Here is a 26,028-nt window from a genome sequence, read left to right on the forward strand (position 1 = left end):
TGCGGGCTCGAGCAGCCCGTGTGACGCAGGACACTATGGGCCGGTCGGACTCCCGTCCAGACATGTGTTCACGACGTGGGAGCGGTGAAGTCGTGGCGCTCCTCAGGCGGGAGCGGCCGCGGTGCGCTCCTCGTCCCGGAGCAGCGCCGCGGTGCGCGCCGCAGTGCGCAGCGACCACTTGTTGGTGCTGAGCCCGCCCACCACGAACACCGCGGCGCCGCCGGCCACCACCACCCACCAGGCGGCGCGGCTGGCGTCCGGAAAACCGGTGCCCACCGCTGCCCCGGCCAGTCCCGCGCTGAGCAGCGACCCGACCACCGCCACCCCCAGCGCGGTCCCCACCTGGCGACTGGTGGAGGCCACCGCTGCGGCCACCCCGGCCTGGGCTCGGGGCATGCCCGCCATGGCCGTGTTGGTGATGGGGGCGTTGACCAGGCCGAACCCGGCGCCGAAGACCACCAGGCTGGCGATCACCCACACCATCGGGGTCTCGGCGCCGACGTCGACGAGCATCAGCCCGCCCGCGCACATCGCCGCACCGGCGAGCAGCAGCGGCACCCGTGGCCCGCGGGAGCCGACGATGCGGCCCGACAACGGGGCCAGGAAGAAGGTCATGACCGCCAGCGGCAGGATGCACAGCCCGGCTCGCAGCGCCGAGAGCCCGCGGGCCTCCTGCAGGTACAGGGTGCCCAGGAAGAGCAGCCCGGCGAACGCCCCGAAGGCGCTGACCGCGATGACGGTGGCGCCCGAGAACGGGGCGCTGCGGAAGAAGCGCAGCTCCACCAGCGGATCGGCACGCCGCGGCTCGTAGCGCAGCAGCGCCACCAGGGCCGCCACCGCCACGCCCAGCAGCACCAGCGTGCGCCAGGAGCCCCACCCCACGCGGGGCGCCTCGATGATGGCGTAGGTGAGGCTCGCCAGCAGCACGATCACCAGTGCCTGCCCCACCAGGTCCGCCCGGCGCGGGCGGGGCGCCTTGGACTCGGGGACGTAGCGCCAGGCCAGGCCGAGCGCGAGGATGCCCAGCGGGATGTTCACCCAGAAGATCGATGGCCAGCCTGCCGTCTCGATGAGCACGCCGCCGAGCACCGGGCCCACCCCCAGGCTGATGCCGACCACCCCGCCCCACACCCCGATGGCTTGCGCACGCTCGCGCGGATCGGTGAAGACGTTGGTGATGATGGACATGGCAACCGGGTTGAGCATCGATCCACCGATCGCCTGCACCATGCGGAAGGCCACCAGCCAGCCCAGGCTCGGAGCGATGCTGCAGAGCGCCGAGCCGGCGGTGAACAGCACCAGCCCCAGCTGGAAGACGCGGCGGCGGCCGAAGCGGTCGGCCATGGAGCCGGACAGCATGAGCAGGCTGGCCAGCACCAGGATGTAGGCGTCCACGGTCCACTGCAGACCGGACAGCGAGGCGCCCAGGTCGGCGCCGATGGACGGCAGCGCCACGTTGACGATGGTGTTGTCCATGCCCACGATCAGCAGGCTCATGCAGCAGATCGCCAGCACCAGCAACCGGCGTCCGCGGCTCAGCTCAGGCATTGCACCGATGCTAGTTCTGTTGCCCCGGCGCAGCCTGCAGTGCAGCCACGCCGGTGTCGACCAGGTCGTCCACCAGGTGCTGGAAGCTGGCGTGCAGCTGTGGCAGGCCGGCCAGCTGACGCTGCTCGTGGGCGGCCAGCGCGCTGGGCAGCATCCCGAGCACCAGGTACACACGGGCCCGGGCCGCCTCTGGCGACAGCTGGGGCAGGCTCAGGGCCAGGCGCCGGGCCACCTCCAGGAGCGCGTCGGTCACCTCCCGCAGGTCCGCGTCGGTGAAGTTGGTGACGGGTGCGGCACTGGCGATGAACTGTGCGTAGTGCCCTTCCGGTGCGGACTCCAGGAACTCCGCCAGCGGCACCAGGTAGGCGCGCACCAGGGCGCGGACGTCGGAGCCCTGGCCCTGCCGGTCGAGCTCGTCGAGCACCTCCTGGCGGGCGAGGTTGATGTCGCGCATGCGGTAGGCGAACACCGCGTGCACCAGGCCCTCGCGGCTGCCGAAGTGGTACTGCACCGCGGAGTTGTTGCGCTGGCCCGCCGCCGCGGCAACCTCGCGCATGGACACTCCGTGCAGCCCGCGCTCGGCGAAGAGCCGCTCGGCCGCCTCCACCATCTGCTGCCGCGCGCCCCCTGCCCTGCCCGGTTCGCTCATCCGTGCAGCATGCACGGCCGGCTCTGGCCAGCCTCAGCCGGCAACGCCCACGGGCCGGTCGCCGATGATGGAGATCCGCTCCATCACCCGGCGGGCCGGGAAGTAGTCGCTGGCGGCGTAGTGCTGGCAGGCCCGGTTGTCCCAGAAGGCGATGGTGTTGGGCTCCCACCGCAGGCGGCACTGCAGCTCCGGACGCTGCACGTGGCGGTAGAGCGTCGTGAGCAGCTCGTTCGACTCGGCCGGATCCATGCGCACGATGTGCTGGGTGAACAGCATGTTGACGAACAGGCACTTGCGTCCGGTCTCCGGGTGCACGCGGACCACGGGGTGGTGCACCGCAGGGAACTGAGGCCGCAGCGCCTCCACCGCCTCGGCCGGCATGGAGCGGCCGAAGGAGCTGATCCAGTCGTGCTCGGCCACCAGGGGGTCGATCCTGGCCTTGAGGTCGGCGGGCAGCAGGTCGTAGGCGGCGCCGGTGTCGGCCCACAGGGTGTCGCCGCCGACGGGGGGCACCTCCACCGCCCGCAGCACAGCGCCGAGGGAAGGCGTGGCGTGCCAGGTGATGTCGTGGTGCCAGTTGTTCTCCGTGCCCGCGGTCTCGGCGTCCTTGGCCAGGGTGACGACGTCCACGTCGGTCTGGCCGGGCTGGATGTACTTGAAGAACGGGTGCTGCTCCAGCACGCCCCACTGCTCGGCGAAGGCGCGGTGGTCGGTTCGGTCGATGTCCTGGTCGCGGAACACCAGCACCTTCCACTCCAGCAGGGCGCGGCGCAGCTCGGCGAGCAGCTCCGCATCCAGGCCGCCGGTGAGCCGGACGCCACCGATCTCGGCGCCGATGGTGGGGGTCATCGGGCGCACGGTGAAGCGCTCGTAGGGCCGGTCGTCGAAGGTCTCCGGCACGCGGGGGGCGATCAGCGGGCCGTAGGCGGCGAGGACGTCGGTGGGCCCGGGAAAGATGAGTGTCTCCATGTCCGGACGCTATAAGTCAGTGTCTTACTTCGTCAAGGGTTGCTGCACCACGGGTCATCCGGGTGCGATGCTGGGAGGGCGCGAAGGGAGGCAGACCTGTGACCAGCCAGGACCAAGTGGTGGTGCCCCGCCGAGGCAGCGAGCCCTCGCGGGTGCGACCGGCCGCGCCGCTGACGGCCAAGATGTCGACGCTGGCCCGCCGCGACACCGCGCCCGAGCTGGCGCTGCGGCGGGAGCTGCACCGCCGCGGGCTGCGCTACCGCCTACAGGTCAAGGTGCCCGGCAACCGCCGCCGCACCATCGACATCGCGTTCACGCGCGCGAAGGTGGCAGTTTTCGTGGACGGCTGCTTCTGGCACGGCTGCCCGGTTCATGCGACCAAGCCGATGGCCAACAGCGACTGGTGGCGCTGGAAGATCGAGGGCAACCAGGCGCGCGACGAGAACACCACGCAGCTGCTCGAGGACGCGGGGTGGAGCGTGCTCCGCATCTGGGAGCACGAGAGCGCTGACGCGGCCGCCGACCAGGTGGCCCGGGCGCTCGGGCGGTGACTTTGCCTCAGCCGGCGAGCGCGACCGGGGTCTTCAGCCCTGGACGACCCAGCTCGGCCAGCACCTCTTCCTTCTCCAGCGCCGCATCAGGGCTCAGCGGCGCAGCGTCGACGGCTGCCACCAGACCGGGCGCGTTCTGCGCGATGACGTCCCGGTCGCGCTGAACCTGCTCGCGCAGCACGTGGTAGGCGACGGCGACGTTCACGCCGTTGCCCAGCTGCTTGTAGGTCAGCGCCTCTCGCTGCTCGCCAAAGGTGAAGTCCTCCGGCAGGCCCTGCAGGCGCGCCGCCTCGCGCGGGGTGAGCCGGCGCTTGTGCGCGCCCAGGATGCTGGTCTGGGTGATGGCCACCAGCGCGGGCGTGTAGGTCGGCTGCTTGGCCCGGATGCCGGAGGGGCGGAAGTGCATCACCGTCTCCCAGAGCGACGGGGCGTCCTTTGCCTGCCACTCGAGCTTGCGGCGCGACGCCGGGAAGTGCGCGAGCCCGTTCCAGCGGCTCAGCCACTCGTCGATCGCCTGCCGGTGCGTGGTGTAGAGCAGGGCGTTCTTGTGCAGGAAGTTCTTCTTCCAGTCCGGAGTGCCAACGGGGATGCGCAGGTGGTCCAGGGGCGTGAAGTGATCGGCCCACACCGGAAATCCCGGGAGCTGGCGGACACCGTCGCGCCGCAGGGTGGCCACGAAGTCGTCCCAGGCGTTGATCCACTCGACCTCGTCGCCGTTCAAGGCGTAGCGCTCGCGTCCGTCGACCTCCGACTCGGCGGTGAGCGGCAGGTGCTGCTCCAGCGACCACGACTGCGGGTCCCACGAGTCGACGGGACCGCGCGTCACCACGGGGAGCGGGTCGATCTTCGCCGCCTCCGACCCGGCCAGCGTCGCGACGATGAAGACGCGCTCGCGGATCTGTGGGCGCCCGCCCCGCTCTGGCGGCAGCAGGTGGGGGGAGAACACCGCGGGCTGGCTGGAGACCTGGTAGCCGAGCTCGCGGAGGCTGGCGATGATCACCTCCCACTCGTGGCGGTGGCGCGGTCCGGCGATGTTGCGCACGTTCTCCAGCAGGACCACTGCCGGTCGGCGCTCCTCCAGCACCCGCAGGATGTTCCAGAACAGGGTGCCGCGAGCCTCGTCCATGCCTCGCTGGAAGCCTGACTTGCTGAACGGCTGGCACGGGAAGCCGGCGGCGAGCACGTCGTGCTCGGGGACGTCCATCCGGTCGGTCGTCGCGTCCACGATGTCGCACAGCGGGTCAATGCTCCAGTTGCGCTCGTACACCGCAGCAGCGTGCCGGTCGATCTCGGAGGCGAACACGCAGGTGCCGCCCATCGCGGTGAGCGCGGCGTGGAAGCCCCCGATACCCGCGAAGAGGTCCACGAAGGTGAAGCCGGGTGCCGCAGTCATGGAAGGAGCTTAGAACGTGCGTTCGAGCTTGGCAAGCTGCGACACGGTCCGGCGCGCAACGTCACAAGAAGCACGCGCCCCCACACACCGGCCCATATGGGGATGCGTCTCGTCGTCTGACGTGGAAGGCGTCGGACAGGTCCGGGTTCGGCCGTCATCATTGAACGCTGTCCGCTCCGGTGGCGGGTATGCAACGTATGGCACTAATTAGCTGCGCATCGGCTCTGGACCGCCACAATGCACAGGGCCACGCGCCTCGGAACTGCCAGGTGGGTCCATCTCGGGACGCACAGCGTGGACACCTAGTGCTCATTGCGGCAGGTTCCGTGTTGCACGCCGTGCCACGCCTCCCGCGCCGAGGAAAGCCACCGTTTGCATTGGCAGTGAATCAGCGATCAGCGAGACACCCCCAGAGCCACCCCCTAATTGGGCGTGGAAGGCGGGCAGTTACGCTCCGCAACATGGAGCGCGGGGAACGAGAACTATTTGATGGCGTGAGTGCGATGCTGGCCGAACGCGGCTACCTCTTTCCGCTTGCAGCGGCACAGCGGCAGTTCCGCGACGCCTACTACGGAATGAGTGCCGCGGCACTGCTGGAAGACCTATTCTTCGACGCCTTCAGCAACTATTTGCAGCAGTACCAACCAGGCAAAAAACTAGTTCGTCCCGGGCGCGGGACGCGGGGCTGGGACTATTGCTTCGAAGATACCCAAGTGTCGCACAAGGTAGGCCAGGGCCCAACCACTATCGCCGCCCTGTGGGATGCCACGAAAACTGAGCTCAAGACCTGGTCCTTCGACAGTGCTGTGCTCTTCACGAGCAGTGAGCACTCACCAAAACGTATCGACCTTCATGTCAACGAGGAAACCATCCACCTTCGCCCGTTGACCGGGCGCCCGGACCAGCCGGTAAAGGCCGGACACTCCCTGGTCGCTGTGCGGTGGGAGCCCACGGGCACAGCAACAGTCCTCGGGGTATGGAAGGCATCGACTGACACAACCGTAGCTTTGCTGGTGTCCTTCAGGACGCTGTGGGGAGCATTCACAGGGCCGCACGCGGATGGAGCGGGCGCGAATACGCTGGAGGTCCTGCATGCGAGCAGTCTGGCGGCGTCCCGCCAGGTTTCAGCACTCACCCAAAACGGGAATTCTTCGACCGAAGTCACCGTCAGTTCTCAAGGCCTGCGTCCGGGTGTCTACCTGCTGTCTAGAGAGCTGCTCGTTGATGTTCCGGTATCTACCAACAACCGCGGCGTGCTTGTCTCGAAGGGCACCGTCGCAGCACTCATGGACCAGGCGGTCGCCAGGGAGCTGTTTGCGCCGCTTCCTACTTGGTTCGCGGCCTGGGCGCCAGTCCGGCCGCCTAACCTTTACCTAACCCAACGCGCCCAGTTTGACCAAATGTTTAGCGGTTGACCCGCGAAGCCTGGCCACGAACCGCACTTGCCCTGGCTTAACCTCGGGTTGGCAGTAGCCGTTCTACACCACTCACCAGCCACGTGTTTCAGCCACTGCTCTGCTAGTGCGCCACCGGACTCATCTCCGAGGGCGCCATGAGCAGTCCGCTGCGGCGCCTCCTGCGCCACGAGCGCAACGCCCACGCGACCATGGGTGGGGCCGTCGACGTCGACGTCACCCAGCAGACCGTCATCACGCACTGCATCGACGGCTCGACCCACGACCTCCCCTACGACCACCTCGTGGTGGCGGCCGGCATGCACCAGTCCTACGCCGGGCACGAGGAGTTCGAGCAGCTCGCGCCGGGCATGAAGACCCTGGACGACCCGCTCACCATCCGCCGGTCAGTGATCTCCGCCTTCGAGACGGCCGAGTCGCTGCCCGACCCCGGGCAGCGCCGTCCATGGCTGACCTTCGCCGTCGCCGGCGGTGGCCCCACCGGCGTGGAGCTGGCCGGACAGATCCGCGAGCTGGCCACCCACGCACTGCGCCACGAGTTCTGCTCCATCGACCCCACCGAGGCCCGCGTCCTGCTGCTGCACTCCCGAGACCGGGTGCTGCCCTCCTTCGCCACCGCGCTCTCGCGCAGCGCTCAGCGAACCCTGGACGCCGTCGGGTGGAGACCCACCTCGGGGTGCACGTCACCGACGTCACCGCCACGAGCATCGAGACCACCACCAAGTCAGCACCCAAGGCTCGCACCCGCTACGACACGCGCACCGTGGTGTGGACGGCCGGCGTCGAGGCCATCCCCTTCCTCACCACGCTGGCCAAGGCGCTGGGCCGCGACCAGGACCGTGCCGGCCGCATCGCCGTCACCCCTGAGCTCACCGTGCCGGGCCACGACAACGTGTTCGTCGTCGGTGACGTCATGGCGGTGGATGATCTACCCGGCGTGGCGGAGGTGGCGATGCAGTCCGGCCGCCACGCCGGCGCCCGGATCGCTGCCCGGCTCGGCGGAAGGCCCAACCCCGGCGCCTTCCGCTACCGCGACCTGGGCAGCGCCGCGTACATCGCCCGGGGCCACGCCGTCGTGCAGTCCGGTCCGCTGCACCTGTCCGGTGCGCTCGGCTGGCTGGCCTGAGGTGTCATCCACGTCGCGTTCCTGGCCGGCATCCGCAACCGGATGAGCACGGTGGCCACCTGGAGCGCGACGCTGCTCACCGGTACCCGCGGCGAGCGCGCCATCCACCTTCGGCAGCCCCGCCAGCGCGCGCAGCACCCGCGGTTAAGCCACCCGCAGTTCAGCGCAGTCAGCGACTCTGTGCGCTGTCCGCGGCCTGCGAGCGGCCCTCGGCCGAGTCCGCGAACTGCGGGGTGTCGAAGGACTCGCCCCGCAACGGGTCGCGCGGGCTGTTGTCGGCGGAGTACTCCACCGACCCGGTCGTCCGGTTGACCTCCAGCTCGCTCGCGGTGACGGGGTGCACCGCCACCAGCAGGTGGCCCGAGTCGTTCGGCGCCGCGGCCTCCGGAGCGGGAGCCAACCCGGAGAAGGTGGCTGAGATGCCGGCGCCGGTGCGGCGGCGCAGTCCCGGCTCGCGCGCTGCCGCCGGCGAGTCCGAGACCGGTGCGGACTGGCCGTCCGGCCTGTCGATCCGCACGTAGTGCGGCGTGCTGGCCACCTCGTAGCGGAAGGCCTTCAGCATGGACACGCAGGCCAGCACCAGCACGATGGAAAGCGGCGCCGCGGTGGCGATCGAAGCGGTCTGCAGAGCGGTCAGCGATCCCGCTCCACCGACCAGCAGCAGCACCGCAGCCGCCACTCCCTGCAGCAGGGCCCAGTACACCCGGGTGACTTTCGGCGTCTCCAGCTCGCCACCGAAGGCGAGGATGTCGATCACCAGCGACCCGGAGTCGGAGGAGGTGACGAAGAAGAACACCACCACGGCGATGGCCAGGACGCTGGTGACGGTGGCCAGCGGGAAGCCGTCGAGCAGGTGGAACAGCGTGGTGTTGGTGTCCACCGAGCCGTCGCTGCCGAGCATGTCGTTGTCGTTGCGCTGCCGCAGGATGCCGGCGCCGCCGAAGATGGTGAACCACAGCGAGGCCACCATGGTGGGGGCGAGCAGCACGCCGAAGACGAACTCGCGGATGGTGCGGCCCCGGGAGATGCGGGCGATGAACATGCCGACGAACGGCGCCCAGCTCATCCACCAGCCCCAGTAGAAGATGGTCCACGCGCCGGCCCAGCCGTCGTCGGCGAAGGGCGAGGTGCGCAGCATCAGGTCAGGCAGGGCCTGGACGTAGCCGCCGAGGTTCTGCACCCAGGACTGCAGCAGGAACAGTGTCGGGCCGAGCAGCAGCACGAACAGCGCCAGCAGCGCCGCCAGCACCATGTTGATGTTGGACAACCACTTGAGGCCCTTGGTCACCCCGGAGACCACGGAGAACGTCGCCAGCCCGGTGACCGCCGCGATGAGCGCGACGGTGAACCAGTTGTTGGTCTCGATCCACCCGAGGTACTCCAGGCCGGCCGAGATCTGCTGCACGCCGAACCCCAGGGAGGTGGCGACGCCGAAGAGGGTGCCGATGATGGCCACGGTGTCGATGGCGTGCCCGACGAAGCCCTCGATACGGGCGCGGCCCAACAGCGGCTCCAGCAGCCACCGCACCGACAGCGGCCGTCCCTTGCGGTAGGTCATGTAGGCCATGCCCAGCCCGACGAGGACGTAGCCGGCCCACGCGTGCAGCCCCCAGTGGAACAGCGTCAGCTCCATCGCCTGGTTGGCGGCGGCGTCGGTGGAGGCCTCCACGCCCCCGGCCTCGGGTGGGGTGACGTAGTGCGAGAGCGGCTCGGCCACGCCGTAGAACACCAGGCCGATGCCTATTCCTGCCGAGAACAGCATCGCGAACCAGGACAGCACCCCGAACTCGGGCTTCTCGTCGTCGCGGCCCAGGCGGATGTTGCCGATGCGGCTGGCCCCGCAGTACAGCGCGAAGATCACGAAGCCGGTGACGCTGAGGATGTACCACCAGCCCACCCCGTCGGTGATCGTCGAGTTCAGCGACTCGAAGGCATCCGAGGCGGTGCTGGCGAAGACCACCGAGAACACGATCATCGCCACGATCACGATCGAGGCGGGGATGAAGACGGGTTTACGGAGTCCTCTCCACGCCTTGTGCACTGAGCTCACGCGACATCGTTCCTCTGCTGTCTGCCCTGTCGGGGGCCGGTCTCGGGATGCCGCGGCACCCCAACCAGAGCCGGCCTCGCACCCAGCTGGGTCTGCGGGGGCGCTCTGCGGGTACCGCGCACCGATCACGGACGCGCGCGGCTAGAGCTAACAGGGCCGGAGACACCGTGGATCGCCGTCGCGTCGTCATGGATCCTCACGCAGCGTAGTCGCCGAGCCAGCGTCCGGACCTGTCGGACCCCGCCCCTACCCTGACCAAGGACTGGGGAGGTAGCCGTGCGACGGTTCGGACAGACGTGGTTGTACTCGCCGCGGGACGTGCTGGCCGTGCTGGAGTGCGAGCACCGCCTGCAGCTGGAGCACGCCGCGGCGCAGCACCTGCTGCCGCGCGCCGCCGGCGGCCCCGACGCCACGCTCGAGCTGGTCAAGAGCCACGGCCTGCGGCACGAGCACGACGCCCTGGCTGCCCTGGGCCGCGTGGCCGAGGTCCGCACCATCGACGTCCCCGGCCACGACGACCCGGCCCTGCTCGACGCCGCCCAGGCCACCACCGACGCCATGGACGCCGGTGTCCCAGTGATCTACCAGGCGGTGCTGCTGGTGGACGGCTTCCTCGGCTACGCCGACTTCCTGGTCGGCGTCGACCTCGGCACCGGCAAGCCCCTGCTGGAGGCCGACGGGCGGCAGCGCTACGAGCCGGTGGACACCAAGCTCGCCCGCCACGCCAAGCCCACCGCGCTGCTGCAGCTGGCCTGCTACGCCGACGCCCTGGTCCGTCTCGGCCGCCCGGTGCCCCGCCAGGTGCACCTGTGGCTGGGCGACGGCTCGCGCCAAGCCGTGCCCGCGGCCGACGTGCTGCCGCTGGCCCGGGAGTACCGCGGCCGGGTCCTCGCCCAGCTCACCGCCGAGCCGGCCGTACCCACCCCGACCTGGGGCGACGCCCGCCCCGCCTGCGGCACCTGCGGCTGGCTGGAGCACTGCGCCGACGGACGCCGGCAGGCCCGCGACCTCAGCCTGGTCGCGGGCATGCGGCGCGACCAGATCCACCGGCTGCGCGAGCAGGGCGTTGCCACCGTGGACGCGCTGGCCACCGCCGCCGACGGGCAGCGACCGCCCACCATGGGCACCGACACCTGGACTCGGCTGCGCGCCCAGGCGGCGCTGCAGGTCGCCGGGGCCGGGGTGCTGCCGCCGCGGCACGAGGTGTTCGACCACGCGGGCCTGGCGCTGCTGCCTGCCCCCGACCCCGGCGACCTGTACTACGACATCGAGGGCGATCCCTTCGCCGAGGACGGCGCGGGGCTGGAGTACCTGCACGGCCTGGTCGACACCAGCGAGCGATTCACCGCGTTCTGGGCGCACGACCGCCCCGAGGAGAAGCAGGCCTTCGAGCAGCTCGTGGACGCGCTCACCGCCGCGGCCGCCGCCCACCCGGGCATGCACGTCTACCACTACGCGCCCTACGAGCGGACCGCCCTGACCACGCTGGCCGCCCGGCACGCCACCCGGGAGGAGCAGGTGGACCAGCTGCTCCGCGACGGGCGGCTGGTCGACCTCTACGGAGTGGTCCGCCGCGCCGTGCGGGTGTCCACCGAGAGCTACTCCATCAAGAAGCTCGAGCCGCTCTACATGGGTGCGCAGCTGCGCACCGGCGACGTGACCAACGCCGGTGACTCCATCGTGCAGTACGAGCAGGCCGTCGAGCACCGCCGCGCCGGGCGCCACGCCGCCGCCGACGAGCTGCTGGAGTCGATCCGCGACTACAACGAGTACGACTGCGTCAGCACCCACCGGTTGCACCAGTGGCTGCAGTCGCTGCAGGCCACCACCACCTCCGCCCCGCTGCCCCCGGCCGAGGTGGTGGAGCGGGAGACGCCGGAGACCGAGCTGCTCGCCGAGCGGCTGCGCGCCGGGGTGCCCGACGCCGACCGCACCCCCGAGCAGCAGGCCACCGCGCTGGTTGCCGCGGCGCTCGGCTACCACCGGCGCAACCAGAAGACGTTCTGGTGGGAGCACTTCGACCGGCTGCGTCGTCCGCTGACCGAGCTGGTGGACGACGACGCGGTGGTGGTGCTGGAGTGCGCGGAGGGCAGCGAGTGGGCCAAGCCCACGTCCCGCAGCAACCTGGCCCGCACCGTCACCGCCGAGACGGTGTCCACCCCCGAGGACGTCGCCAGCCTCGGCCAGCAACCGTTCGTCGTCTACGGCTCGCCGCTGCCCGAGCACCTGGAGCCCAGCGCCGACTCCGACCGCGCCACCCACACCGGCGCCAAGGACCTCACGGCCGCGGTCGGCTCCGTCAGCTTCACCGAGCGCGCACCCAAGGGCAGCGAGGGGTGGACGCAGCTGCCCCTGGCGCTCACCCCCGCCGCTCCGCCGCACACCGCGGCCCTGGAGGCGGTGCTCTGCGGCCTCGGCGAGCACCTGCTCGACGATCCCGCGCCGCGCGCGGCCTGGTTCGCGCTGCTCACCGCCTGCCCGCCGGTGACCCCGCTGCCGCGGACCAAGGACAACGTCGCCGACATCACCGCCGCGGTCGCCGCCCTCGACCACGGGGTGCTGGCCGTGCAGGGACCGCCCGGCACCGGCAAGACCTACGTCGGCAGCCACGTGATCGCGGCGCTGGCCCAGCGGGGCTGGCGCATCGGGGTCACCGCCCAGGGGCACAAGACTGTGGAGAACCTGCTGGAGCGGGTGGTGGCGCTCGGCGCCACGGTGGCCAAGGAAGTCCCCGCCAGCGGGCCGCGTGGCACCGAGACCTGGCAGACCCCGAAGAAGCTGGCCGACTGGATGGCCGCGCAGGAGGGCGGCTACGTGGTGGGCGGCACGGCGTGGACCTTCGCGCGTCCGACGGTGCGCGAGCACCCGCTCGACCTGGTGGTGGTGGACGAGGCCGGCCAGTTCAGCCTGCCCGACGCCCTGGTCACCGGCTCCGCGGCCAGCCGCATCCTGCTGCTCGGCGATCCCCAGCAGCTGCCCCAGGTGAGCCAGGGCCAGCACCCCGAGCCGGTGGACGTCTCCGCGCTCGGTCACGTGCTGGGCGAGCACGCGCTCATCCCGGCCACGCACGGCTACCTGCTCGACGTCACCTGGCGGATGCGGCCGGAGGTGTGTGCCCCGGTCTCGGCGCTGCAGTACGAGGGCGCCCTGCACTCCCACGAGCAGTGTGTCCGTCGCACCCTGGCCGGCGTCGCCCCGGGGGTGCACCTGGTGGACGTCGACCACCACGACAACCGCACCCGCAGCGACGAGGAGGTGGCCGCAGTGATGCAGCTGGTCAGCGGCCTGCTCGGCGCCGAGTGGACCGACGTGGACGCCGCGCCCCGGCCACTGGACCAGTCCGACGTACTGGTGGTCGCCCCGTTCAACCGCCAGGTGGTGGCGCTGCGGCGCGGCCTGGACCACGCCGGCTACCCCGACGTGGCGGTGGGGACGGTGGACAAGTTCCAGGGCCGCGAGGCGGCGGTGGTGATCGTCAGCATGACCACCTCCAGCGGGGACGACCTGCCCCGCGGCGTGGAGTTCCTGCTCAACCGCAACCGGCTCAACGTGGCGCTGTCCCGGGCCATGCACACCGCCTACCTGGTGCACTCGCCGCTGCTGCGGCGCATCACGCCCACCTCCACCGACGGCCTGCGGGCCCTCGGCGCCTTTTTGGGGGTGCTGCACTCGGCCGAGGCGCCGCCGGCTGCGGGGTAGCGGCCAGTCCGGCGATGAATCGGCGCCCGGCGCCGCGTCTACCCAGGAGATGGCAGCACCACCCACTCCAAGGAGACGTCATGACCGAGCCTGTGTCCACCCAGTCCGCCAGCACGCCCACCGCATCCGCGCTCGCCGGAGCACCCGTCTGGATCGAGCTGTTCAGCTCCGACCTCGACCGCGCCGACCGCTTCTACGGCGAGCTGCTCGGCTGGTCCGCTGAGCACATGGGGCCCGAGTACGGCAACTACGTGCAGTACAGCCGGGACGGCAAGCTGGCGGCCGGGGGGATGCCCAACGACGGCTCCTCCGGGGGCCCCGACGCGTGGTCGGTGTACCTGTCTACCGACGACGTCGAGGGCACCACCGCGTCGGTGACCGCCCACGGCGGCGCGGTGCTCGTCCCCCCGATGCCGGTGATGGACCTGGGCACCATGGCCGTCTACGCCGACCCGGGCCAGCACCCGATCTCCGCCTGGCAGCCCGGCACCCACCCTGGCTTCGGCGCGCTGGCCGAGCCGGGCTTTCCGGCGTGGTTCGAGCTGCACACCCGCGGCTACGACCAGACCGTGCAGTTCTACCGGGACGCCTTCGGCTGGGACGCACACACCGCCAGCGACGCGGAAGACTTCCGTTACACCACGCTGGGCGAGGGTGCGTCGCAGAGCGCCGGCATCATGGACGTCAGCAGGTTCCCGGACGACCACCACACCGGCTGGAGCATCTACTTCACCACCGAGGACACCGACGCCTCGGTCGCGCAGGGCCGCGAGCTCGGCGCCACGGTGATCCACCCGCCGGAGGACACGCCCTTCGGCCGGCTCGCCACCCTCGCCGACCCCACCGGCATCGTCTTCAAGCTCTCCGGCCCCACCGGCTGACCCACCGCGCACGCCCACCCCGCCGGGCACTCCTGCTGCCACACCAGGTTTCAGCGAGTGCCCGGACGCCCGGGGTGGCAAACTCGGGGCACGCTCCGCAGGACGGTCCGTATCGGATCTAGAAGCACCCGCCGCCACGTCGCGGCGCGGTCCTGCACCAGACGATGTTGCGCCCTGGAGGCTTGATGCGAGCGATGGTGTACCGCGGGCCCTACAAGGTCCGGGTGGAGAACAAGGACATGCCCAAGATCGAGCACCCCAACGATGCGATCATCCGGGTGACGCAGGCGGCGATCTGCGGCTCTGACCTGCACCTCTACCACGGGATGATGCCCGACACCCGGATCGGGCACACCTTCGGCCACGAGTTCATCGGCGTGGTCGAGGAGGTCGGCCCCTCGGTGCAGAACCTGCAGCGCGGCGACCGCGTGATGGTGCCGTTCAACGTCTACTGCGGCTCCTGCTACTTCTGTGCGCGGGGGCTGTACTCCAACTGCCACAACGTCAACCCCAACGCCACGGCGGTCGGCGGGATCTACGGCTACTCGCACACCTGTGGCGGCTACGACGGCGGCCAGGCCGAGTTCGTGCGCGTGCCCTTCGCCGACGTCGGACCCTCGATCATTCCGGAGTGGATGGACGAGGAGGACGCCCTGCTCTGCACCGACGCCCTGGCCACCGGCTACTTCGGCGCCCAGCTGGGTGACATCGTGGAGGGCGACACCGTCCTCGTCCTCGGCGCCGGCCCCGTCGGGCTGTACGCCGCCAAGTCCGCCTGGCTGATGGGCGCCGGCCGCGTGATCGTGGTCGACCACCTGGAGTACCGGCTGGAGAAGGCGCGCACCTTCGCCCACGCCGAGACCCGCAACTTCGCCGAGTACGACGACATCGTGGTGGAGATGAAGAAGACCACCGACTACCTCGGCGCCGACGTGGTGATCGAGTGCGTGGGCGCAGAGGCCGACGGCAGCTTCCTCCAGCAGGTGACCTCAGCCAAGCTCAAGCTGCAGGGCGGTTCACCCACTGCCCTCAACTGGGCCATCGACTCCGTGCGCAAGGGCGGCAACATCTCGGTGATGGGTGCCTACGGCCCCATGTTCAGCGCCGTGAAGTTCGGCGACGCGCTGAACAAGGGGCTGACCCTGCGGATGAACCAGTGCCCGGTCAAGCGCCAGTGGCCGCGCCTGTTCGAGCACATCCGCAACGGCTACATCAAGCCGAACGAGCTGGTCACGCACCGCATCCCGCTCGAGCACATCGCCGAGGGCTACCACCTGTTCTCGGCCAAGCTCGACGACGTCATCAAGCCCATCATCGTGCCGGACGCCAGCTAGCTCGGAAGGAGCGCCACATGACCTACACCGCCGACCGGCCCCAGCCACCCGAGTCCGCCGACGAGCTGCGTGCCCGCATCCCCGGGTGGGGCGCTGACCTCGACCCCAAGGACCGTCCCTCGGTGCCCAAGCTGCGCTTCGACCCCGGTGCGACCGGCGCGCACTGGGACTTCCCGGAGCGCCAGCCCGAGCACCAGCCCCGGGAGCGCTCCATCGAGCACGCGATGCTCACCCCAGTGTTCGGCACGTCGGCGCCGCTGCACGGCGTGTCCGGAGCGATCCGGCGCCTGGCCTACCGCCGGTACAGCGAGGCCCGGGCGGCGCACTGGCTCATCCTGCTCGGCGCCGACCGGGTCGACGCCGTCGGCAGCCACGTGCGGTCGTTGCTCACCCTGCACCCGGACAACCCGATCACCGAGACGGGCATCCGGGCCGAGCTGACCGGGCACGGCCTGACCTCGCGGTTCGGCCGCAAGCGGGTGGACAACTCGCACACCTGGATCGACCCGATCCTGGTGGCCGGACCGTGGGTGGCCGCCGCCGGAGGGGTCGCCGCCGGGCTCGCCGCCCTGGAGAAGCGCCGCCGCGCCTGACGCTGCGCACAGCTGTCGGACCCCCTGGGCATGATGTGGTTCTCACCACACACATCGGGGGATGCGACAGTGCCAACACTGCTACCGGAGAGTCCGCGCCTGGCCAACGGCGCCGAGCAGGTCGTGTGGGACGCGCTGCGCGAGCAGTGCGGCAGCAAGGACCTGCTCGTCGCCGGCCAGCGGGTCACCAACCATGCCAAGGACTTCGAGATCGACGTGGTCGCTGTGCTGGACGGGGCCGGCATCGTCACCATCGAGGTCAAGGGTGGCGACGTCTGGCACGACGGGCAGTCCTGGCGGCAGCGGCACGGACCGATCGACCCCGTAGGACAGGTCCGCGGCGCCAAGTACGCGCTCCGCAGCTACCTCGAGTCCGACCCCCGCTGGGGCCGCCGCGGTCGGGTGCGGTGGGCGCACCTGGTGGTGCTCCCGCACGCGGCCGTCGAGATGGACTTCGCCCTGCCCGACTGTCCCCGGTGGTCGGTGGTGGACCGCACCCAGCTCGGCAGCATCGCCGAGCTGGCACGCGACGCGCTGCGCCAGCAGGCCAGCGCCAACCGGTGCGCCAACCCCGAGGACGTCGAGGTGGTGCAGGAGGTGCTGGGTGGGCGCATGCTGCCGCAGCGCGACGTCGTCGCTCGCGCCATGGAGCACGAGGACGCCGCGGACCGGCTCACCGAGGCCCAGTCGTCAATCCTGTCCGCGACGAGGGCGCTGCACCGCATCGAGGTGCGCGGCGGCGCCGGCAGCGGCAAGACCTACCTGGCCTGCGAGCAGGCCCGCCGGCTCACGCGGGAAGGACAACGCGTGGCGCTGCTGTGCTACTCGCACGGGCTGGCCTCGTACCTGCGGCGGTTGTGCGCTGAGTGGCCGCGCAACCAGCGGCCGGCCTACGTGGGCGAGCTGCACGAGCTGGGGATGCGGTGGGGTGCCGACGAGGGGCCACCGGAGAACTCCGACGAGGCGCCCCGCTTCTTCGAGCAGCGGTTGCCCCAGCAGATGACGGAGCTGGCCGAGGCGCTCCCTCCCGGTCAGCGCTTCGACGCGGTGGTGGTCGACGAGGCGCAGGACTTCGCCGACTCGTGGTGGTACCCCGTGCTGGCCGCGCTCAAGGACCCCGAGCGCAGCGGGCTGTACGTGTTCAACGACGAGGGCCAGCGGGTGTTCGAGCGGTACGGCAGCCCGCCGGTGCCCCTGGTCCCGCTGATCCTGGACGCCAACCTGCGCAACACCCGGCCCATCGCGGAGTCGTTCACCCCGCTCGCCGGGCAGCGCATGCGCCTGCACGGCGGCGAGGGCCCAGCCGTCCGCTTCGTGCCCTGCAGCAGCGACGACGCCGTGGACTGCGCCGACGACGCCGTGGAGGCGCTGCTCGAGGCAGGCTGGCGTCCGGAGGACGTGGCCCTGCTGACCACCGGCAGCCGGCACCCCGAGCAGAAGGAGCGGCAGCAGCAGGGCCACGAGGCCTACTGGGACAGCTTCTGGGACAGCGAGCAGGTGTTCTACGGTCACGTGCTGGGCTTCAAGGGGCTGGAGCGGCGAGCCGTGGCCCTGGCGGTGAACTCCCTGGCCGAGCACTCCCGCATCCGCGAGCGGCTCTACGTCGGGCTCAGCCGGGCGCGCGACCAGCTCGTCGTCTGCGCCGACCCGCAGCTGATCCGCAGGGTCGGTGGAGCTGAGCTGGCCCGCCGCCTCGGCGTCGACGACTGAGCGGTCAGTCGTCGCTGACCACGAGGGTGACCTCGATGTTGCCGCGGGTGGCGTTGGAGTACGGGCACACCTGGTGAGCCTTCTCCGCCAGCTCGGTCGCCTGCGCGTGCTCGGTGTTGGGCAGGGTCACCTCGAGGGTGACGGCCAGGCCGAAGCCGCCCTCCTCCCGCGGACCGATGCTGACCTGCGCGCCCACGCTGGAGTCGCCGATGTCGACCTTGGCCTCGCGGGCCACCATCTGCAGCGCGGAGTGGAAGCAGGCGGCGTAGCCGGCGGCGAAGAGCTGCTCGGGGTTGGTGCCCTCCCCGGACCCGCCCATCTCCTTGGGCGCGGCAAGGTCGAAGTCGACGCGACCGTCGGAGGAGCGGGCGTGGCCGTTGCGGCCGGCTCCGGTAGCGAGGGCCTCGGCGGTGTACAGGGTCTTCATGGCTGTTCTCCTTCGGTGGATGTCGCCCCTGCGGACCGCAGGTGGGCGGTGTAGCGGACGAGCGTGTCGCGAGGCCCGCTGAGCTCCTCCTGCATCAGGAGGCGTTGAGCTGCTCCACGACCAGCTCGGCCACCCGCGTGCTCGACGCCGGGTTCTGGCCGGTGACCACGGTGCCGTCAACCACGGTGTACGGCTCCCAGGCCGCACCCAGCTCGAACTTCGCCCCCGCCTTGCGCAGCCGGTCCTCCAGCAGCCACGGCGCCTTGTCCGCCAGCCCCGCCTGCGTCTCCTCCTGGTCGGTGAAGGCGGTCAGGTCACGACCGGTGAAGGCCCAGCTGCCGTCGGTGCGCACAGCCGGGAGGAAGGCCGCCGGTCCGTGGCACACCGAGGAGACGACCTTGCCCGCGTCGAGCAGCTCGATGAGCAGCCGTCCCAGCTGCGGGTCGACGGCAAGGTCCTCCATCGGGCCGTGCCCACCGGGGATGAACACCGCGTCGTAGTCACCAGCAGAGACCTCCTCCAGCGGCACCGGCTTGGCCAGCACGTCCGCGAGGGTGTCCAGCTCGGCGCGGAGCTTGTCCGACGCCTCCTGCCCGCCCACGGCGTCGGGGGCGAGGCTGCCCTCGTCCACGGTGGGCCGCACCCCGTTGGGGGTGGCGAAGGTCAGGTCGACACCGGCCTTGCGGAACACCGAGACCGGGCTGAGCAGCTCCTCGGCCCAGAAGCCGGTGGGGTGCTGGGTGCCGTCGGACAGGGTCCAGTGGTTGGCGCCGGTGACGACGATGAGCACGGAAGACATGTGGTTCTCCTTGCGATCGAGTGGCCGCGAGTCGGTGCTCGCTTCTCCCCAGGTGCAGCGACCACTCCCCGCCGTGCATTCCATCTGCCCCGTCGGCGCAGGTCAGGGCGCGGATGCAACGGCACCCACCCACCCCCAGGCTCACGAGGCCGGCAGCCACGTCCTGGCCGCCGTCACCAGCGCGCTCACGCCGATGCTCAGGGTCGGCTCGATGGCGGGGGCGTACCGGGGCGAGTGGTTGGACGGGATGCTCGCCATGGCGGGATCGGTCAGGTCGCCGGTGGTGAACAGGGCGGGATCGGTTCCCCCCAGCAGCCAGTAGGACAGCGGGGCGTTGGCCGCGGTCGCGAGGTTTCCGACGTCCTCGCTGCCGGCCCCTGCGCCCGGGTCCATGATGTTGCCCGCGCCCAGCCACTGGGCGAACGCCTCCAGCGTCCTCGACAGCGCGGTCGGGTCGTTCACCACGATGGGGAAGCGCTCCGTCTCGGTGATCACGGGTTGCTCCGGAGCCCCCGCGGCGGCCGCCTCGGCCCTTGCGATGCGCTCCACGCTCGTGAGCATCTGCTGGCGAACCGCTTCGGTGTAGCTGCGGAGGTTCAGCCTCAGCTCGGCCTCCCCCGGAATGACGTTGGCCGCGTCGCCGGCGCGCAGCGCGCCGACGGTGAGGACTGCGACGTCGGTGCTCGGAACCTCTCGGGAGACGATGGTCTGCAGCCGCAGCACCGTGGCCGCCGCCATGACGACGGGATCGATGGAGCTCTGCGGCATGGAGCCGTGGGCGCCCTTGCCGATCATTCGCACGCTGAGCGAGTCCGAACCTGCGTAGGCCGGGCCCGGGTGCGCGGCGATCTTCCCGGCGGGCAGCGGGGCCACGTGCTGGCCCAGCACGACGTCGGGCCGGGGGAACCGCTCGAACAGCCCGTCGTCCACCATCGCCTGCGCACCGGACCCCAGCTCCTCCGCCGGCTGGAAGACCAGGACGAGCGTGCCTGCCCAGCCCGCGCCGTCGGCGGCGAGGGTCTCCGCGGCGCCCAGCAGGCAGGTGATGTGCAGGTCGTGGCCGCAGGCGTGCGCCACCGGCACGGTGTTGCCTGCCTCATCCACGGCGGTTGCGGTGCTCGCGTAGTCCAGTCCGGTCTCCTCCTTCACCGGCAGGGCGTCCATGTCCGCCCGCAGCAGGGCTACCGGCCCGCTGCCGCGCTGCAGGACCGCCACCACGCCGGTCTTGCCAACCCCCGTGGTGACGGTGAAGCCCAGCGCGGCAAGCCGATCCGCGATGATTCCGGCCGTGCGGTGCTCCTGGTAGCCGAGCTCCGGGTGCCGGTGCAGGTCCTTGTAGAGCTCGGCAAGAGACGGATCAGCGGTGGCTGGGTGCGACATCGGGGCGTCCTCTCGGCAGGCCTGCGCGGCCCACGCGCGTCGATCACCGCGAAAGACCCTCCCACCAGTCATACGCCGATCGGGCCCCGGGCGGCAGGGCCACGATCGGCCCCACCCGCACCCGACCAGGTCAGGGCAGGTGGCAGCCCGTCGCGCCGCTCACCAGCGTGGTGACCTTGGTGCCGAGGTCGATGTAGGCCCCGTCCTCGGCCACGAAGCGGACCTGGTGGTTGTCCGGGCGGTCCACCTTGACCACCACCTGGGTGAATCCCGCGTCGGCGGCGAGGCGCTGCGCCGCCTGCTGCGCTGCGGGCCACTGCGCGTGGATGGCCTGCTTGGCCAGCAGGTCACCGACGAACACCGTCGCCGCGTCCTGACCGCTGAAGGGGGCGCCGCAGCCTGCGCGGCTCTGCTCTCCCGCGGGCTCCCACGCCAACGACCCGGCAGCCTGGCTGACCGCTGTGGCGATGGCGTCGCGCAGCGCCACCACCGTGGCGACCGCCTCCGCAGAGCTGGGCCGCGACTGCAGCACCGAGCGGGCCTCGTCGGCATCCATGGTTTCTCCCGAGGTTGTGCTGCACCCGGCGAGCAGGGCAGCGGTGGCGAGGACGGTGGCCACGGCGGTGCGCCGGACGACCATCACAAGAAGGGGTTCCAGCCGAGCGCGTCACCGAAGCCAAAGTGGTCACCGGCAACGATGTTGTCCGGGATGCCGGCGATCACGGCACCCATGCCGTACTGGGACATGGTGCCGTCGCGCACGTACTCGCTGTGCCCCTCCGATCCGGTGCGGTGGTCCCCGCTCGGGGTGTCTCCCGCTTCGGTGGACAGCGTGTTCACCCCGTTCAGCTGGTTGGGGTCGTAGCCCATCAGCCCGAGGCCCCCGGCGTCGGCGACGTAGTCCTTCTTGGCCTCCGCCACGTAGACGTGGCCCTCCGGCACCTTCAGGTCCTTGACGTCGTCGGTGCCCAGCCCGGGCGAGCCGTAGAGCACGGCCTCGTCCACGCCGGTGCCCTGCTGCAGCGCCAGCCCGGTGGTCAGCGAGCCGTAGGAGTGCCCCAGCGCCGTCAGGTGCGGGTCGGTCGGCCGCGAGGCGTCGATGCCGTTGAGGAAGTCGTTGAGCCTGGGAGCGCCCTTCTGGGCGGCCCCGTCGTTGGTCACCAGGTCGGTGTTGTCGAAGTCGTCGACGAAGCTGCCCCACGAGGGCGCCTCGTACCCCATCCAGGTGATGCTGGCGACGGTCTCGTCCCCACGGCCCTCCAGCTTGAGCTGGTTGAGCGACTCCTGCCGCAGCGCCGCCTGGGCGCGGTCGTAGCCCTCCAGGCTGTCGTGGGTGTTGGACTCGAATCCGGAGGTGAACACCGAGACGTGGTCGGCCGTGTCCACGTCGCCGGTGGCGATCGCGGTCTTCACCATCTCTCCGGAGGTGTCCAGCAGCAGCAGCTGCTTGTCGTCGCCGTTGAGGGTGTCCTCGATGGCGTCCAGGTCCTTGAGCTTGTTCTTGACGTCGTCCAGCCGCCCGTCGTCGAAGGTGAACCAGCCGCCGAAGCGGTTGTCGTCCAGGTTCTTCTGCAGCCGCTCGGCCTCGGCCTCCAGCGCGGCCCGCTCGTCGTCCAGGCGGGAGCGGTTGGCCTGGTCGCGCACGTCGGCAGGCACGCCGTCCATGTTGCCGACCACGTCTGGGTGGTTGCTCAGGTAGTCCTGCTGCTGGGCGGGCGTCAGGCTGTCCCACCAGGAGGCGTTCTCCGCGGGGGAGCCGTCCTCCGGCGGGGGCAGCGCGCTGAGGCGGCCGGAGTCGCTGCCGGTGGCGCCCGCGCCGTACAGGCTCGTCCCCTCACCGTCGTCGATCTCGTCGTGCGCCGCGGCCAGCAGCACCTTGGCCAGGTCGGCGTCCATGTCCGTGGCGGTGGCCAGCACCCGCTCGAGGCGGGTCACCAGCTCGTCGCGCAACCGCACCCGGTCGGCCATCGCCGCCTCGGTCAGGCACATGTCCGAGACGTCCCGGACCACGCCGTCGTCACCGAGGCTGAAGCCGTTCTGGGAGGCGAGGGTGTCCGCCTCGGAGAGCATCTGCTGCAGCGTGGTGACGGTGGCACCAGCCTGGTCCAGCGCCCTGGCCACGGCGCCGGCCTGCGCGGCGGTGCGGCGCAGCGCCTCGGAGATCTCGCCGTGGCGAGTGGCCGCAGCGGTGGCGCCACCACCTGTCCAGTCGGCCGGTCGGGCGGCGGCGTCGAGCTCGTCCTGCAGTCCCACGAGCGTGCCGCGGTGCCCCAGCGCGGCCGTCGCCGCCGAGTCGACCCCGCCGAACGACCAGCGGCGCACGTCCCCGATGGTGAGGCTCACGGCACGGCCCGGAAGTCGCGCGCGAGGGCACCGTCCTGGCTGGAGTACGCCTCGGCCGCGGTCTTGAGCCCGGTGGCGTGGGTGTCGACCTGGCTGGCCAGGCTGTCCACCCGCGCCTTCCACGCGGTGCCCAGCGTCGCCGCTGCCGAGGCGCTCTGCGACGCCGGCAGCGCGGTCTCCACGGTGTCGGCCACCACGGGCAGCTTCACCGCGCCCACCTGCTCAGCCAGGTCCTTCGCCGCCGCTGATGCTGCGCGGATCAGGTCCGGCACGGTCGTCAACGTCATCTGGGGCCTCCCCCGAACCTCGTCCCGTCCGCAAACGCTTTCTGCGCCACACGGTCTCACGTGTCCTGGTCACCCTAACCGGCAGCCGCACCGCCTGGGGGCGTGCTGATGCTCCCAGCGCTGCCCGCGGCTCGGCCGTAGCCTTGCCGGCGGGGCGAGGGGGTGGCGATGACGGCCGAACCAGCACGGACCGCGCACTGGGACCTGGTGGTCGTGGGCGCCGGGCCCGCCGGTTCTGCCACCGCACTCGGCGCGCTGTCGGTCGACCCGAACCTGCGGGTGCTGCTGCTGGACCGCGACGCCTTTCCCCGCGACAAGACCTGCGGTGACGGCGTGACCCCGCACGTCCTGGACGCCCTGGCCGAGGTGGGGGTGCACGGCCTGCTCGACGACTGGACGCCCGTGCCCCAGCTGCGACTGGACCTGGGCGCCGACAGCGTCTGCCGGCCACTGGCGCGCCAGACCTGGGTGGTGCCGCGCGCCGTCCTGGACGCCCGCCTGGTGGACGCCGCCACCGCGGCCGGTGCCGAGCTGGTCCAGCACCGGGTGCGCGCGGTGCGACCGGACGGCGACCGGGTGCTGGTGGACGACGCCTGCACCGCCACCGTGCTCATCGGGGCGGACGGGGCGCAGTCGCTGGTGCGCCGCTGCGGCGGCCTCGCCCCGGTGCGACGCCGAGCCCTGGCGCTGCGCGGCTACGCCCCCACCCCCGACGCCCGCGCCGCCCAGCAGGTGATCGCCTACGGCCACGGCCACCAGCCGGCCTACGCGTGGTCGTTCGACCGGGGCGACGGCTACACCAACGTGGGCTACGGGGAGCTGCTGCACCCGGCGGGGGCACCGCCCTCCCGTGCGCTGCTGCTGCGGCGGCTGGCCGAGCTGCTGCCCGGCGCCACCGACGGCGTGGCCGAGGTCAAGGGCCACCTGCTGCCGCTGTCGTCGTGGCGGTGGCCGCACCCGCTGGGCCGGGTGCTGCTGGTCGGCGACGCGGCCGGGCTGGTCAACCCGATGACCGGGGAGGGCATCTACCACGCGGTGACCAGCGGCATCGTCGCTGGCCGCACCGCGGCCACCGCCATCGGGCAGGGGCTGGGCCACCTGGCGGGCGGGCGCTACCGGACGGCGCTGCGTGCCCGGCTCGGCTCGCACCAGCGGCACACCGCGGCGGTGGCCCGGCTGTCCTCCAGCGGGTTGCTGGTGCGCGCGGGCATCCGGGCCGCGGCCGCCGACCAGGTGGTGTTCGACGACCTGGTGGAGGTGGGACTGGCGTTCGGCCGGGTCAGCCCACGCACCGTGGCCCGGGTGCTCGCCGGGCCACGGCGCAGCCGCTAGCCCAGCCACTCCCCGCGGGTGGGTGGCAGGCCGCTGCGCAGCTGGACGTCCGGACGCACCGCCAGCACCTGGTTGAGGCCGGTGCGCAGCTGCTCGAACGCCAGCGCCGACGCCGCGAGGTACAGCCGCCACACCCGCGCCCGGCCCGGACCGCCCAGCTCCACCGCCTCCTCCCACCGATCGTCCAGCCGCTGCACCCAGGCCCGGCAGGTGCGTGCGTAGTGCTCGCGCAGCGACTCCACGTCGCGCACCTCCAGCCCCGCCTGCTCCAAGGTGTCCACAGTGGTGGCCAGCGGGTGCAGCTCGCCGTCCGGGAACACGTAGCGCACCAGGAAGCTGCGCCGCGGGTCCATCACCGGGCCGGGCCGCCGGGAGATGGCGTGGTTGAGCAGCCGCCCACCCGGGGCCAGCAGCCCGTGCACCTGGTTGGCGTAGACCTGCAGCTGCTCCTGCCCGACGTGCTCGGCCATGCCGATGCTGGAGATGGCGTCGTAGGGCCCGTCGGACACCTCGCGGTAGTCCTGCAGCCGGATCTCCACCAGGTCGCTGAGCCCGGCCTCGGCCACCCGCTTGCGGGCCAGCTCGGCCTGGGCGGTGGAGATGGTGACCCCCACCGCGTGCACGCCGTGCTCACGGGCGGCGTGCAGCACCATCCCGCCCCAGCCGCAGCCGATGTCCAGCAGCCGCATGCCCGGGCGCAGGCCCAGCTTGGTGGCGATGAGTGCGTACTTGGCCTCCTGCGCCTGGTCCAGGGTGGACTCCGGGGTCGGCCAGTAGCCGCAGGAGTAGGTCATCGTCTCGCCCAGCACCAGGCGGTAGAACTCGTTGCCGACGTCATAGTGGTGCGCGATGGCGTCAGCGTCCCGGCGCAGCGCATGCCGGCGGCCCCGCAGCCGGGACTCCTCCGGCGGCGGCGCCGGCGGCAGCCCCACCGCCCGCAGCCGCAGCGCGGTGCGCACCGCCCCGAGCCGGTCCGGCCAGCTCAGCGACAGGTCGGGGCGCTCCTCGGCGGCGAGCAGGTCCGGCAGCGACAACGCGGCGTACAGGTCACCCTCGATGTCCAGGTCACCACTGACGTAGGCGCGGCCCAGGCCCAGCTCGTCCGGGCTCCACAGGAAGCGCCGCATTGCCCGCGGCGTGCGAATCACCAGAGTTGCCGGGGAGTCGGGTGGTCCGGCCTCGGAGCCGTCCCAGGCACGCAGCCGCAGCGGGAAGTCCTCGCCCAGCAGACCGCGCAGGATCGGACGGAGCTCCTCCACCACCGGCCGGCGCTGGCCGGAAGCCCTCACGGGAACACCTCGTCGCCGGTCTGCGCGTCGGTGGCGGAGATGGCCTCCACCGGGCAGCTCTCCATCGCCTCCTGCACCTCCGGGGAGTCCTGGACGGGGTTGGTGGCTACCACCGTCTGCCGCTCCGGTCCCTCCAGGAACACCTCCGGGGCGCTGCCGCGGCAGTACGCCGAGCCGATGCAGGTGGCGTCAACCTCGACGTTCAACGAACGAGCCATGGATCCCTCCTCGGTAGAACATGTTCTTGACCGGC

At 71.5% G+C, this 26,028-nt stretch carries 21 protein-coding genes and 1 pseudogene; 9 read left to right on the plus strand and 13 right to left on the minus strand.

Annotation, left to right across the window (positions count from 1 at the left end; all coding sequences use genetic code 11):
• Positions 1-102 precede the first annotated feature (102 nt).
• The 3 genes from AC3YNX_RS03800 to AC3YNX_RS03810 are packed head-to-tail and all read right to left on the minus strand — an operon-like array spanning position 103 to position 3,166.
• Positions 103-1,548, minus strand: a complete 1,446-nt coding sequence (locus AC3YNX_RS03800) for an MFS transporter (protein WP_489994651.1) — start codon at positions 1,546-1,548, stop codon at positions 103-105.
• Between the two features lie 10 nt (positions 1,549-1,558).
• Positions 1,559-2,197, minus strand: a complete 639-nt coding sequence (locus AC3YNX_RS03805) for a TetR/AcrR family transcriptional regulator (protein ID WP_127784387.1) — start codon at positions 2,195-2,197, stop codon at positions 1,559-1,561.
• A 33-nt stretch (positions 2,198-2,230) separates the two neighbouring features.
• Positions 2,231-3,166 (minus strand): TauD/TfdA dioxygenase family protein, encoded by a 936-nt coding sequence (locus AC3YNX_RS03810; protein ID WP_489994652.1) that lies wholly within the window; start codon positions 3,164-3,166, stop codon positions 2,231-2,233.
• Positions 3,167-3,348: 182 nt separating this feature from the next.
• On the opposite strand from AC3YNX_RS03810, the gene AC3YNX_RS03815 reads away from it, so the two are divergent.
• Positions 3,349-3,717, plus strand: coding sequence for a very short patch repair endonuclease (locus AC3YNX_RS03815; RefSeq protein WP_489994975.1), 369 nt, complete (start codon positions 3,349-3,351; stop codon positions 3,715-3,717).
• Positions 3,718-3,724: 7 nt separating this feature from the next.
• Here AC3YNX_RS03815 and AC3YNX_RS03820 read toward each other — a convergent pair whose 3' ends face one another.
• The gene (locus tag AC3YNX_RS03820; protein WP_489994653.1) at positions 3,725-5,110 is read right to left on the minus strand and encodes a DNA cytosine methyltransferase; all 1,386 of its coding nucleotides are present in this window, start codon (positions 5,108-5,110) and stop codon (positions 3,725-3,727) included.
• Between the two features lie 461 nt (positions 5,111-5,571).
• Between AC3YNX_RS03820 and AC3YNX_RS03825 the strand changes: the two genes are divergently transcribed.
• Both AC3YNX_RS03825 and AC3YNX_RS03830 read left to right on the plus strand, forming a co-directional pair.
• The gene (locus AC3YNX_RS03825) at positions 5,572-6,525 is read left to right on the plus strand and encodes a hypothetical protein (protein ID WP_489994654.1); all 954 of its coding nucleotides are present in this window, start codon (positions 5,572-5,574) and stop codon (positions 6,523-6,525) included.
• Between the two features lie 83 nt (positions 6,526-6,608).
• A pseudogene (locus AC3YNX_RS03830) lies at positions 6,609-7,799 on the plus strand (NAD(P)/FAD-dependent oxidoreductase).
• Positions 7,800-7,820: 21 nt separating this feature from the next.
• Here AC3YNX_RS03830 and AC3YNX_RS03835 read toward each other — a convergent pair.
• Entirely contained in the window at positions 7,821-9,701 is a 1,881-nt protein-coding gene (locus AC3YNX_RS03835) for a BCCT family transporter (RefSeq protein ID WP_489994655.1), read from the minus strand.
• Positions 9,702-9,977: 276 nt separating this feature from the next.
• On the opposite strand from AC3YNX_RS03835, the gene AC3YNX_RS03840 reads away from it, so the two are divergent.
• From AC3YNX_RS03840 to AC3YNX_RS03860, 5 genes are all read left to right on the plus strand, one after another.
• Positions 9,978-13,400 carry a TM0106 family RecB-like putative nuclease gene (locus AC3YNX_RS03840; protein WP_489994656.1) on the plus strand — a complete coding sequence of 1,141 codons (3,423 nt, stop codon included), beginning with the start codon at positions 9,978-9,980 and terminating at the stop codon, positions 13,398-13,400.
• Positions 13,401-13,480: 80 nt separating this feature from the next.
• The gene (locus tag AC3YNX_RS03845) at positions 13,481-14,281 is read left to right on the plus strand and encodes a VOC family protein (RefSeq protein ID WP_489994657.1); all 801 of its coding nucleotides are present in this window, start codon (positions 13,481-13,483) and stop codon (positions 14,279-14,281) included.
• A gap of 185 nt (positions 14,282-14,466) precedes the next feature.
• Positions 14,467-15,615 carry a zinc-dependent alcohol dehydrogenase gene (locus tag AC3YNX_RS03850; RefSeq protein ID WP_489994658.1) on the plus strand — a complete coding sequence of 383 codons (1,149 nt, stop codon included), beginning with the start codon at positions 14,467-14,469 and terminating at the stop codon, positions 15,613-15,615.
• Between the two features lie 17 nt (positions 15,616-15,632).
• The gene (locus AC3YNX_RS03855; protein WP_489982195.1) at positions 15,633-16,208 is read left to right on the plus strand and encodes a hypothetical protein; all 576 of its coding nucleotides are present in this window, start codon (positions 15,633-15,635) and stop codon (positions 16,206-16,208) included.
• A 69-nt stretch (positions 16,209-16,277) separates the two neighbouring features.
• The gene (locus AC3YNX_RS03860) at positions 16,278-17,918 is read left to right on the plus strand and encodes a nuclease-related domain-containing DEAD/DEAH box helicase (RefSeq protein ID WP_489994659.1); all 1,641 of its coding nucleotides are present in this window, start codon (positions 16,278-16,280) and stop codon (positions 17,916-17,918) included.
• 4 nt (positions 17,919-17,922) lie between these two features.
• Here AC3YNX_RS03860 and AC3YNX_RS03865 read toward each other — a convergent pair whose 3' ends face one another.
• The 6 genes from AC3YNX_RS03865 to AC3YNX_RS03890 all read right to left on the minus strand — a co-directional run bounded on the left by AC3YNX_RS03865 (position 17,923) and on the right by AC3YNX_RS03890 (position 23,154).
• Complete coding sequence (locus tag AC3YNX_RS03865; protein ID WP_127784399.1) at positions 17,923-18,345, minus strand: organic hydroperoxide resistance protein; 423 nt, start codon at positions 18,343-18,345, stop codon at positions 17,923-17,925.
• A 94-nt stretch (positions 18,346-18,439) separates the two neighbouring features.
• Positions 18,440-19,144, minus strand: a complete 705-nt coding sequence (locus AC3YNX_RS03870; RefSeq protein WP_489994660.1) for a type 1 glutamine amidotransferase domain-containing protein — start codon at positions 19,142-19,144, stop codon at positions 18,440-18,442.
• 141 nt (positions 19,145-19,285) lie between these two features.
• Positions 19,286-20,524: an amidohydrolase gene (locus tag AC3YNX_RS03875; RefSeq protein WP_489994661.1), complete on the minus strand. Its 1,239-nt coding sequence runs from the start codon at positions 20,522-20,524 to the stop codon at positions 19,286-19,288.
• Positions 20,525-20,654: 130 nt separating this feature from the next.
• Positions 20,655-21,080 (minus strand): LppA family lipoprotein, encoded by a 426-nt coding sequence (locus AC3YNX_RS03880; protein WP_489994662.1) that lies wholly within the window; start codon positions 21,078-21,080, stop codon positions 20,655-20,657.
• An 83-nt stretch (positions 21,081-21,163) separates the two neighbouring features.
• A complete protein-coding gene (locus tag AC3YNX_RS03885; RefSeq protein ID WP_489994663.1) occupies positions 21,164-22,867 on the minus strand; it encodes an alpha/beta hydrolase in 1,704 nt (567 codons plus the stop codon).
• The gene (locus AC3YNX_RS03890) at positions 22,864-23,154 is read right to left on the minus strand and encodes a hypothetical protein (protein WP_127784404.1); all 291 of its coding nucleotides are present in this window, start codon (positions 23,152-23,154) and stop codon (positions 22,864-22,866) included. Before AC3YNX_RS03890 ends, AC3YNX_RS03885 begins: the two co-directional genes overlap by 4 nt.
• A 168-nt stretch (positions 23,155-23,322) precedes the next feature.
• Between AC3YNX_RS03890 and AC3YNX_RS03895 the strand changes: the two genes are divergently transcribed.
• Positions 23,323-24,486: an NAD(P)/FAD-dependent oxidoreductase gene (locus tag AC3YNX_RS03895; protein WP_489994664.1), complete on the plus strand. Its 1,164-nt coding sequence runs from the start codon at positions 23,323-23,325 to the stop codon at positions 24,484-24,486.
• Here AC3YNX_RS03895 and AC3YNX_RS03900 read toward each other — a convergent pair.
• Together AC3YNX_RS03900 and AC3YNX_RS03905 are read right to left on the minus strand one after the other, a co-directional pair.
• The gene (locus AC3YNX_RS03900; RefSeq protein WP_489994665.1) at positions 24,483-25,775 is read right to left on the minus strand and encodes a class I SAM-dependent methyltransferase; all 1,293 of its coding nucleotides are present in this window, start codon (positions 25,773-25,775) and stop codon (positions 24,483-24,485) included. The genes AC3YNX_RS03895 and AC3YNX_RS03900 overlap by 4 nt on opposite strands.
• Complete coding sequence (locus AC3YNX_RS03905; RefSeq protein WP_127784406.1) at positions 25,772-25,993, minus strand: ferredoxin; 222 nt, start codon at positions 25,991-25,993, stop codon at positions 25,772-25,774. The genes AC3YNX_RS03900 and AC3YNX_RS03905 overlap by 4 nt, the downstream gene beginning before the upstream one ends.
• Positions 25,994-26,028 lie beyond the last annotated feature (35 nt).

Source organism: Rhodococcus sp. Z13_19A, from assembly GCF_058133575.1.